Genomic DNA, 9,617 nt, shown 5'->3' on the forward strand with positions numbered 1-9,617 from the left:
AGGGTGTTGTCACGTTAACTGGGCTACAGTTGCCTGCCTGACGGTTTGGGCGTAAATTTTGGCGATGCAGACATCAGGTATCATCTTCAAGGGTTCTGTCGCGAAATTTTCACTTCTGCTGCGCTACTGTCCCTTCGGAGCGCATAATTGAGTGAGGTGACAGGGTATGGCAATCGATTTCAAAGGGGCTCATTTTCCTAAAAGTGTCATCCTGCATGCAGTCTTCTTTTACGTGCGTTACCCGGTTTCCTATCGTGACCTTCAGGAAATTCTCGCAGAACGCGGCATTGCTGTGGATCATGCGACCTTGAACTGATGGGTTGTCCGGTACTCACCGCTGATCGCTGCCCAGGCGCAATCGCGTAAGCGGCCCACGGCCCGTTCATGGCGTGTTGACGAGACCTATATCAAGGTTCGTGGTCAATGGACCTATTTGTACCGAGCCGTTGACCGAGATGGCCAAACACTTGATTTCATGCTCGCCGAACGCCGAAATCTCGGTGCTGCACGGCGTTTCTTCAAGAAAGCCATCGCAGCCAACGGTGTTCCAGACAAAATTGTCATTGATAAAAGCGGAGCCAATCTGGCCGGAGCACAAGCTGTAAACACAATCCTGAAAATCACCGGTCACAGCAAGATGATTGAAATCCTGCAGGTTAAATATCTCAACAACATCCTTGAGCAGGATCACCGGTTTATCAAGCGAGTTACCAAACACATGTTGAGCTTCAAGGCATTTCATTCGGCTTCAGCGACAATCGCGGGCATCGAAGTAGCACATATGATCCGCAAGAAGCAATTTGCCAATGACAACCGCTCGCCATTCGAGGTCTTTGCGGAGCTTGCAGCATAATTGCGTCTGAAGATCAGGCTGCTTTTAACCTGATGGAAAATTTGCGACACAACCGTTGCTGGAGGCCCATGCTCGATCGAAAGATGCAATTGCCGCGTATAGAGCAATGAAGAAGCCCCGTAGCTTCATTTTTACGCCCGCAGAACGCCAGCAGTTTCTGTCCGCTAGACAGGACATGGATGCTGCTAGGGCCAATCTAACCAGGCTTCAGCGGCGTATTAGTATCGCTCGAAAGTCCAATTCCCCGAAGTCATTGCAGGAGGTTGGAACTATCTCCGTAGATGACGGTGTCGCAAAGGGATACGAGCGAAAGCGCAACCTGTAATTCATCCCAACCCGCCTTCTTCGCTTGGTCGAGCAGATGATTAAACGCGGTATGCAGCGCAAATTGGCATTCGGTCGCATAGCCAGTTTCATCGACCCTCTTGGTTGGCGGATTGATCTTTCTCTCCATCAGTCGGCCCTTCCGAAAGGCTCTGGGTATCCGAAGTAATAGCCCTGCATCACGCTCACACCGAGATCCTTGAGACAGAGCGCTTCGATCTCCTGTTCTACGCCTTCGGCTATCAACATCGATTTGAGCTTCTCGGCTGTTGTTACGAGACCATCGACAATGGCTTGCCGTGTAGTGTCGAGATGGATGTTTCGAACAATCGTCCCTGAGATTTTGAGAATATCCGGGCGCAATGCGATGATCGTTTCCAGATTGCTATATCCGGTTCCGCAATCATCGACGGCGAACCGAACTCCCAGTTTTCTCGCTTCATCAATGCTGTTGCGCAGAAATCGAAACGTGTCGTGATGATCGTCCTCTGTTATTTCAAAAACGAGACGGCTATATGGAAATCCGTGCTCCCCGGCATATGCGATGGTATCTTCGATACCGTAGAGATAGTCCGCCAATGCGCCTGCCGAGATATTTACGAACAGGCTCTTGTCGGAGGAATAATCATCAATCGCGGATCTACGGCATTTTGCATCGAAACGGTTGAGATGGCAGGCTCCAACGGCTTTAAACAATTCCGCCACGGAGGAATGGGCCTGGCTTCGAACCAATGCCTCATGCCCGACTACTAGGGTCTCGGTCGCATATTCGACAATTGGCTGGTAGTGCATCTGGATCACTGGCAGATTAGTATCCCCCAGTTCATTTAAGGGACGGTCTCGTCTGCGACCAAAGGGAGCGGCCGCGCGTTTTATTTTCGATTTCAGCATGCCCGCCCCTTTTGCTCCCCACTAACTTACTTGAAATGATATGAGGCCTTGAGGAACAGGCTGTGGAACCTGACGTTGTTTCGGAAGACGTCGTTGCTCGATTTCTTGCCAAGATCGGTAAAAAGGTATTCCGCACCGATGCTGACATTGTCGAAGGCGAGGAAATCAACGCCCGCGCCGACTGCATAACCGAAACGGGTCTTGGTGTCGGATTCGACAGTCGCTCCGTCCACGGACAGACTGTTCTTGATGCCGCCATAGGCCAGACCGCCCGTGCCATAGACGAGGACACGATCTGCCGCGTAACCGAGCTTGGCCCGAACCGTGCCCAGATATTTCAGAGACTGGCGGGCCTCAAGCGAATGGTCCTGGTAGCGGGCACCGACATAGCGATCCCAATCGAGGAAGTTGAGGTCGGCGACGGCACCCAGAACGAGATTGTTTTCGAACTGGTGATTATATCCGATATGGACACCGCCGATGAACGTATCCCGATGGCCACCGGAGCTATAAGAAATAGCGTCAGCAGATCCGGCATCCTCAGCCGCAGCTATCGTTCCGGCATCGAGCGAGGCAGTGCTCAGGGTCTGCTTTGTTGCGGCAGCAGGTGCTGATGCAGCCTGTTCAACTGCTATTGCTCCCGCTCCGGTATTCGACGTCTGGCCGATGCCCCATGCCTTGCACGGATCAGCCCATGCGATGGCACCGGTATTCGTGGTCGAAGCGGCAGCCCAGGCGAAATCGCCGAGGTCACAGCTCTGCTCCGGATCAGTTGGGTCGGTAGGATCTGTCGGATCAGTGGGGTCTGTCGGATCTACCGGTGTCGGTTTCGAGCTGGCGGGAATATGCGGTGCTCGCTGTCCTCTCGCCCAGCCAAGCTGACCGCCGATATACAGGCCTGTCCACATCGGCAATGCCTGGTAAACGGGTGGCTCAACGACGGGGTCGGGAATGACAGGATCTGCAGCAAGCGCCGGAGCGACAGAGCTGAGCAGAAATCCAATAGCGACGGCTTTTTTCATCTTGTTTCGATTCCTCATAGTTCAAACTGCGACCGCCGTCTCGCCCATTCCGGCGGGGAGATGCTTGAGACGGCGACCGCAGTCGTTCAGCGATGGAAAGGGCTATATTAGTTTCCACCGCCATTGATGGCGCTGTTCAGAGCAGCGCCATCAAAGCCGAGAGAGATCGTACCGGTATTGACCGCGCCAGCGGCAACAGTCGAGATACCAGCGAGATCCGTGCCGTTGCTGAGAATGTTCACGCTACCGTTGATGTCGGCATTGTTGAACGCTTCGTTAACTGCGTAGACGCCCATGGCGGGGCCGGACGACGAGCTGGCAACCGTCTGACTGATGCCGACGCTGAGGTTGCCAAGTGATGCAAACGTACCTTCGGCAGCGAGTGCCTCCGCAGCGGTGTTAGAGGTCGAAGCCGAAGCCTGGGACACTTCGCCGTTGACATATTTCAGATCGGACAGTGAGATGTTGGCAGTAGTAGAGGACGAGTCGCTCGCAGTCGAAACAGCAGTGGCGATGTGGCCCGTGTTGACAGCGCCTGCGGCGACCGTCTTGATAACATCCGTCGACTTCACGATTGCGCCACCGACCTTGGAGGTTTCCTCGATGGATACGTTGGCCTTCAGATGAGCATTAACGTCAACGCCGAGTTCGATTGCGCCAGCCAGCGGATTGGTGATATCGATGCCCGAGCCTTCAAGATCGATACCTGCGCCGAGACCGACATCAATTGCGCCGGAAATCGACGAAGATTCCTCGATGTTCGGAATGCCGATAATGTTCACGCTGCCATCGATTGCAGCCGTGTTGATTGCGCGGTTGATCCAGTTGCCGTTTTCGAACTGGCTCATCTGATCGATGACAGGCTGGCCAATCGTGTTCGACAGGGTCTGTGCCTGTGCAGCCGAACCGAAACCGAGAATGATTGCGGCGACGGACGCCGATGCAAAGAACTTGTTCATTTTCGTCTCCATGGCAGTCCCCCATTACTGCCTTTTATGCTCTTCAGGTGTTGGGGTGCACCGTCTGACCTCCCGCGATGCGGCAAGTTCGATACATCAGGAGCCGGGCGTTTCAGCTCCGCTATCGTTTGGAACCCAGCCGCCCTTGGCTGCGTCCCACTTCATGAGGCTCTTCTGCTGGCTTCCGTTCGCAGGAAGAGGACTTGTTGAAACAGTGTTGTTGACGGGGCGAGAGACTGCCGTTGGCGTTTTCGCAAGGGTCTTGTCTACAGGTTTCGTTGCCTGAGCCATCTGCACCGACTTCTTCTTTTCAAGCGATGCCACGGCATCGCTCGTGCTGGTATTCGAGATGACACCGTGCATTTTCTCAATGTGGGCACGGCAGTCCGCATAGTTCTCAGCCTTCATGACCTGCGTCAGCAGCTCGAACGTACCGAGATAAAGCATCTGACGAAGTGCGAAATGGAGAGCTTCTCGCTCGCGCCCACCGATCTGGGCGTTCACCAAGGTGTCGCCGAAGAAACGGCCCGCCGTCGCGCCATATTCGCTGGCATAGATTTGCTTATGGATCGGCACATTTGCGACGATGCGGCCGCTGCCCGCGTCGGTTAGGGCGAGATCGATGCCTACCAGCATCCGGTTTTGCCGATACTTGGCACCAACCCCAGCCACCTCGGCTTCCACACCGCCGCCTGGAATGAAATCGAGGCTGTTGATGCTGCCTGTGACGTAATAGCTGGTTGGAATGATCCGCCGATTATCGCGAATCTTCCATTCCATCTCGGTGGTGGTCACACGCGGATCGCGGCGATTGACGATGGTGGTCCCGGCCTTGAACAAAGCGGACTGAACCATGTCGCCAGCGCCTTGGGTGACGAATTTGCCAACACCACCATCGGTGAAGCTTTCCTTCCCCGTCTGATCCAGTATCGCGCCGACAGAGAACACGACGTTCTTGGACACGCGGCCATTCAGGCACATTAGCGCTCTGTCAAACGGCGTCACGATGTCGGAAACGGGTGGCCCTTCCATGAGCTTTGCATTCATTTTCGGAGGTGTAACGGCTGTCGCCGTGCAGGCCGACAGTGACAAAGCCACCCCGAAAGCGGTTGCGATACGAGAAACTTTCATTGACCCCGCCTTCAGCCTTACTGGCAGCCCGACGTAGCAGACGTCGTACCGGAATGGCCGATATTCACACTGCCATCCTGGCAGCCGTTCGAATTCGACGAACTGCTGATGTCGATACTGTTATTGTTGCCCGACAGATCGATATTCGTGGTCGTATTGTTCACCGACCCGATGGCATTCGTGTTCTGCCCAATCTTGGTAACGGAGTTGTTCGTCACCGTCTGATTGATCGTCGTCCTGCCGAGAGACTCGTAGTATCCCTTCTCGCGCTTTTCGATCATATCCGCCTGTAGAAGGCGGAGGTTTCGATCAGCAGTCGACGAGAAGCTGTAATTGCCTGTCCAGTCCGTTGCTGGTGACATTGTGCTCTGTGCGTCGGAAGCAGACACTGCCGCGACTATAAGTGTTGCGCACCCAAATATCTTGAAAAAAGACGCAGTAAATCCCCGCACTGGAAGCCCCTTCTAAGTGCACCACTCAACTTTCTGTGATTTTTACTGCTTATCACTCAATATTAATTGCGAAAATCCCTCGATCCGGGGATTTTTTACAGATTCCGACTGATTTCTGTCACGTTTTTGCTTTATTTACGCCGACCAGGCCCTGCGCGATAGCTTCGTGAACAGCCTGAGTTCGGCTCGCAGCATTCAATTTCTTGAGAATAGATTTTGAGTGATCGCCAATAGTGTATTCGGACAATCCCAATATTCGAGCTACCTGGCCGTTCGTATGACCTTTGGCAAACTCGCTAAGAACCTGGAGTTCTCGTTTTGTCAGTTTTGCCTTCGTCTCATTCGTGGGTGGCGAAACAACACTATCAGAATCGGCCGAAGCAGGAGTGTTCTTACTACGTTCGACAAGTTCCATCTTGCGAGTAATCTTGGTTTCGAGCAGGTCAAAATCGATTGGTTTGGTCAGATAATCGTCCGCGCCCAGCTTCAGACCCTGAAGAATGTGAGAACGGTCTGTCAAAGCTGAAAGGAAAAGAAAAGGCGTGGAATTCAGGTGAGGCATCGTTGCGCGGATTCGTTTCAGAAGCTCCAATCCACCAAAACAGGGCATGAGAACATCGCAGAGGATTAAATCGGGGCGCTCTACACTCAACAGCGATAAAGCTTCTTCTCCGCTTCCTGCGGACATGACCTTGAAGCCAAATTTCGATAGCCCAAATACGAGTTCTTTGCGAATATCAGCTTCGTCTTCGATACAAAGGACCGTTTTCTGTTCGCAGATGTTCGATTTTTTCATGGTTTTTTCCCATCCAGCGGCAACGTAAATTCAAACGTTGTTCCGCTACCTGGTATTGATTTGCAGGTGATCTTGCCTCCGTGCAGATGCGCCAGCATCGAGGAGAGACTCAACCCAAGGCCGCTACCTGGAAGGTGTGAAACGTTCGCTGCGCGGAAGAACCTGTCAAAAATCCTGGCCTGGTCTTCGGCCGGAATACCAATTCCATAGTCTGTGACCGAGCAGACGATCTGATCGGCGCGCGTCCAGAGCCTGATGTCGACAGGTGTCGACAAGCTTGAATACTTTTCAGCATTCGAAAGAAAGTTGATAATCACCTGCTCCAGATTCGTTGCGTCACCACAAGTCCAGATAGGTTTATCAGGAAGAAAGAGGTTTAAGCGTCGCTCTGGATAAATATCTGAGTGATATGAACAGGCCTTCTGTATCACTTCCGAGAAGTTTATATTTGTTACCAACAGATCGAGACCGCTTTCAGTCAGCCGATCATTGTTAATCGTGCTATCGATAATCAGATTGAGACGCTTGATGGCAGTTCGAATACGCTGTGCCTTCTCTACCAGAATCGCTTTGGTCACATCCTGTGGCCAGCGGACAAACCGTTGGGCGATTAGATCGATGATCGCTATTGGTGTGCGGAACTGGTGCGATACCGTGGTCAGGAAGTTTATGTAGACCGCGTTCGTCTGGCGCTCGTTTTCCAGCGATTCCAGGAGGGCAGCCGTCCGTTCGGCAACCGTATCTTCCAGCTTCTCTTTGTAAGCAAAGAGTTCAGCATGTGTTTTATTGTGCGCACGGATATTCGACATCAGGAGCCATGACAAAGCCGCTCCCGAAACCAATAGCCCTGCACTTGACATCATCAGCAGGTATATGGCGCGCAACTGATTATCGCGTTGCTTTCCTGCTTCCACGCGCTGCTGGATCATCGTCTTGTTGCCCAAACGCGACAGGCTGTTGAAGATTGGAAGGAGCAATGCATAGATGCGTCTGGCATTACTCTTGCCGTCGTCGAGAGCGATTTGGACGACATTCAAAATTCGATTCAGCTCTTCAAGATGCTCTTTGCCGTCAATGCTGACATAAAAGTCGTATTGAGGGCTGTCGTTAATCAGTTTGACCCTGCTTAACAGTATGTCGTATCTGAAGGCCACGTCTTCGTTCTCATAATACTCAGATGATAATAGCAGTGCCTCAGAGAGCCTACGCGCTTCTCTTTCTGTCTCTGTGACATTCCAAAGCATATTCTCTCCCGTAAAGGTTGAGAGTGCTTTGTGAATTGAAAGAAGCTGGATGAAAGCATACGCAAGTACGGCAACGAATACGAGAATAGCCACACTTGCGACTACATAGCCGCGTTCGTGTGTCATTATTTTATGATCGATATCTCTTTCAGTTGCCAAACCCAACGGTGGTCAAATCGGGAGTCTTTCAGCTCCGTGAACTCGTCACGTGGATAGACTAGCCAATAAGGGCCTTTATCACTTACTGTTAGCCTTTTTCCATCCATAAAGGCTGCGACAAGCACCTTATACTTGATCGCGTCTTCGAGCGGAATGTAGATGACATAGTCGTTCAGCGCCAGAACACGCATTTTCATGTCGCGTGGAGACGAGACATCAATGCCCGCTTTGGCTAATACGTTGGTGAGTAATAAGCCTTTGAACTCATGTCGCCCCGTTGTCCATGCTGTGTGCGTATTAACAATCGCTTGCGGCTGAGCCAACAATTCAGCTTCGGGAATAACGATAGTTTGTCCGTCGACCGTCTTAATGATCAGTTCGCCAAAAGTTCGGCTAACCGCCGAATTGACCATGCCAATCGAGCAGACCGCCAGTACGGCCACGGATTTTAGAAGAAAACGCCTAGAAACCTGCATCCCGCCCACCAATTTTATTGAAAGGGCGCAGAAAATTATAGATATGGCAATTATATCTCAGCCAATCTCTGTATATTTTAATCGCCCCAACAATTTTAACAGACTCCTACCAAGCCACAGAGTCTAGTCTAATCAATTTAGCATTTTTGCACATAACAACATATCCCACAATCCGGGGATTTTTTGCATCTTGGTCGCTTTCATAATCCGTTTTGCTCCTTAACTTCTTTAAAGGTAACTGTGCTTATAATAAGCCTGTCACGCAGTCCCGCTTTGGTGCGGGATCAATTGTTATATGGATATAACTTTAAACGCAATGGTAAAATTCATGAATGCAAGAAAAGGAGATCGAACACGCCAACAGTTAATTGAAGCTGCTGCGGTTGAGATCGCCGCACACGGCCGAAAGGCAAAGATGGTCGACGTCGCGGCACGATTGGGCCTTACGCAGCCTGCGGTCTACAGACATTTCAAGTCCAGGGACGAAGTCCACCATGCGGTCGTTGCCGACTTTCGCGAAAACCTGCGCGAGCTTGTAAAAAACTCGCTGATCCCGCCATCCGTTCGAGCTGACGATCTCAAATCGCTTACAACTATAGCCGTCACCAGCTTACTGACATTCCTGCAAGGCAATCGTGATGCTATGACCGTCGCAATGCTACATGAACCCGAGGGTGAGAAGACAAGGCAGGAGCTTATTAGCATGATTGCGGTAAACATCAAAACTGAGGTCGAGGCAGGGCATTTTCGACAGGACATTTCTGCTGAATTTTTTGCTACATGCTTGGTTGGGATTGTTGTGCAATTTGTCCGTCATCCCATTCCGACCTCAGATATACAGTCAAACGCAGAGTTGATTGCATCGGTGCTTTTTCAAGGAATGCAAAACGACACAAAGTCATTTAGAAATGGCAACTAAAGACAAATAATAGCGCCATCGAAGGAGCATCTATGTTTTATATATGGCCGTAAAAGTGACAAAATTTCGTTTACGATGAAGTTACGCATCAGTCTTAATACATGGATTAATATTATTGGCACAGGAGGAGGGAATTGACCCCCCGATGACGGTTTTGGAGACCGTTGCCTTCCCACTTGGCGACTCCTGCTCATTCAAGATTGACGGCTTGCTTTCAATCTTAGGAATAAGTTATATGTGACGGCGACGCATATGACAAACTGATGAAAAGCGCCGACGAAAATTTTGCTTTAGGGTCCAGACTCAATTGATCCACCGGTGTTGTCACGTTAAGTTTCTCTGGCCGGAAAGGCCAGGGGCTCGTAGATATTCAGGCGAAACAGGCCGCAAT

10 protein-coding genes, 1 tRNA gene and 1 pseudogene are annotated in these 9,617 nt (G+C 51.4%); 2 read left to right on the forward strand and 10 right to left on the reverse strand.

The genetic code is table 11. From position 1 onward, the window contains the following. Nucleotides 1-166: 166 nt before the first annotated feature. A pseudogene (locus tag FG152_RS26610) lies at nucleotides 167-853 on the forward strand (IS6 family transposase). Between the two features lie 250 nt (nucleotides 854-1,103). Here FG152_RS26610 and FG152_RS26615 read toward each other — a convergent pair. From FG152_RS26615 to FG152_RS26655, 9 genes are all read right to left on the reverse strand, one after another. Next, a complete protein-coding gene (locus FG152_RS26615; RefSeq protein WP_113464889.1) occupies nucleotides 1,104-1,307 on the reverse strand; it encodes a hypothetical protein in 204 nt (67 codons plus the stop codon). Beyond that, nucleotides 1,307-2,068, reverse strand: a complete 762-nt coding sequence (locus FG152_RS26620) for an EAL domain-containing protein (protein WP_498989345.1) — start codon at nucleotides 2,066-2,068, stop codon at nucleotides 1,307-1,309. Before FG152_RS26620 ends, FG152_RS26615 begins: the two co-directional genes overlap by 1 nt. Before the next feature lie 26 nt (nucleotides 2,069-2,094). Continuing rightward, nucleotides 2,095-3,090, reverse strand: coding sequence for an outer membrane protein (locus tag FG152_RS26625; RefSeq protein ID WP_498989348.1), 996 nt, complete (start codon nucleotides 3,088-3,090; stop codon nucleotides 2,095-2,097). A gap of 107 nt (nucleotides 3,091-3,197) precedes the next feature. Beyond that, nucleotides 3,198-4,049 (reverse strand): hypothetical protein, encoded by an 852-nt coding sequence (locus FG152_RS26630; RefSeq protein WP_498989351.1) that lies wholly within the window; start codon nucleotides 4,047-4,049, stop codon nucleotides 3,198-3,200. A gap of 96 nt (nucleotides 4,050-4,145) precedes the next feature. Beyond that, nucleotides 4,146-5,180: a CsgG/HfaB family protein gene (locus FG152_RS26635; protein WP_104756879.1), complete on the reverse strand. Its 1,035-nt coding sequence runs from the start codon at nucleotides 5,178-5,180 to the stop codon at nucleotides 4,146-4,148. A gap of 17 nt (nucleotides 5,181-5,197) precedes the next feature. Beyond that, entirely contained in the window at nucleotides 5,198-5,542 is a 345-nt protein-coding gene (locus FG152_RS26640; protein ID WP_146097124.1) for a hypothetical protein, read from the reverse strand. 208 nt (nucleotides 5,543-5,750) lie between these two features. Further along, entirely contained in the window at nucleotides 5,751-6,428 is a 678-nt protein-coding gene (locus FG152_RS26645) for a response regulator (protein WP_374789002.1), read from the reverse strand. After that, entirely contained in the window at nucleotides 6,425-7,798 is a 1,374-nt protein-coding gene (locus FG152_RS26650; protein ID WP_498989356.1) for a sensor histidine kinase, read from the reverse strand. The genes FG152_RS26645 and FG152_RS26650 overlap by 4 nt, the downstream gene beginning before the upstream one ends. Next, on the reverse strand, nucleotides 7,798-8,307 hold the full coding sequence (locus FG152_RS26655; protein ID WP_498989358.1) for a putative pterin-binding protein: 510 nt from the start codon (nucleotides 8,305-8,307) through the stop codon (nucleotides 7,798-7,800). The genes FG152_RS26650 and FG152_RS26655 overlap by 1 nt, the downstream gene beginning before the upstream one ends. A 328-nt stretch (nucleotides 8,308-8,635) precedes the next feature. On the opposite strand from FG152_RS26655, the gene FG152_RS26660 reads away from it, so the two are divergent. Beyond that, nucleotides 8,636-9,226 carry a TetR/AcrR family transcriptional regulator gene (locus FG152_RS26660; protein ID WP_498989361.1) on the forward strand — a complete coding sequence of 197 codons (591 nt, stop codon included), beginning with the start codon at nucleotides 8,636-8,638 and terminating at the stop codon, nucleotides 9,224-9,226. Nucleotides 9,227-9,342: 116 nt separating this feature from the next. Here FG152_RS26660 and FG152_RS26665 read toward each other — a convergent pair. Then, a tRNA-Trp gene (locus FG152_RS26665) sits at nucleotides 9,343-9,416 on the reverse strand. Nucleotides 9,417-9,617: the final 201 nt, after the last annotated feature.

It is taken from the genome of Ochrobactrum sp. XJ1 (assembly GCF_024701725.1).
In the GTDB taxonomy this organism is placed as follows: domain Bacteria; phylum Pseudomonadota; class Alphaproteobacteria; order Rhizobiales; family Rhizobiaceae; genus Brucella; species Brucella anthropi.

What these genes read in the sequence shown, in the direction of transcription:
- FG152_RS26615 (WP_113464889.1), bottom strand. Translation starts at nt 1,307, where the DNA reads ATGGAGAGAAAGATCAATCCGCCAACCAAGAGGGTCGATGAAACTGGC.
- FG152_RS26620 (WP_498989345.1), bottom strand. Translation starts at nt 2,068, where the DNA reads ATGCTGAAATCGAAAATAAAACGCGCGGCCGCTCCCTTTGGTCGCAGA.
- FG152_RS26625 (WP_498989348.1), bottom strand. Translation starts at nt 3,090, where the DNA reads ATGAAAAAAGCCGTCGCTATTGGATTTCTGCTCAGCTCTGTCGCTCCG.
- FG152_RS26630 (WP_498989351.1), bottom strand. Translation starts at nt 4,049, where the DNA reads ATGAACAAGTTCTTTGCATCGGCGTCCGTCGCCGCAATCATTCTCGGT.
- FG152_RS26635 (WP_104756879.1), bottom strand. Translation starts at nt 5,180, where the DNA reads ATGAAAGTTTCTCGTATCGCAACCGCTTTCGGGGTGGCTTTGTCACTG.
- FG152_RS26640 (WP_146097124.1), bottom strand. Translation starts at nt 5,542, where the DNA reads ATGTCACCAGCAACGGACTGGACAGGCAATTACAGCTTCTCGTCGACT.
- FG152_RS26645 (WP_374789002.1), bottom strand. Translation starts at nt 6,428, where the DNA reads ATGAAAAAATCGAACATCTGCGAACAGAAAACGGTCCTTTGTATCGAA.
- FG152_RS26650 (WP_498989356.1), bottom strand. Translation starts at nt 7,798, where the DNA reads ATGACACACGAACGCGGCTATGTAGTCGCAAGTGTGGCTATTCTCGTA.
- FG152_RS26655 (WP_498989358.1), bottom strand. Translation starts at nt 8,307, where the DNA reads ATGCAGGTTTCTAGGCGTTTTCTTCTAAAATCCGTGGCCGTACTGGCG.
- FG152_RS26660 (WP_498989361.1), top strand. Translation starts at nt 8,636, where the DNA reads ATGAATGCAAGAAAAGGAGATCGAACACGCCAACAGTTAATTGAAGCT.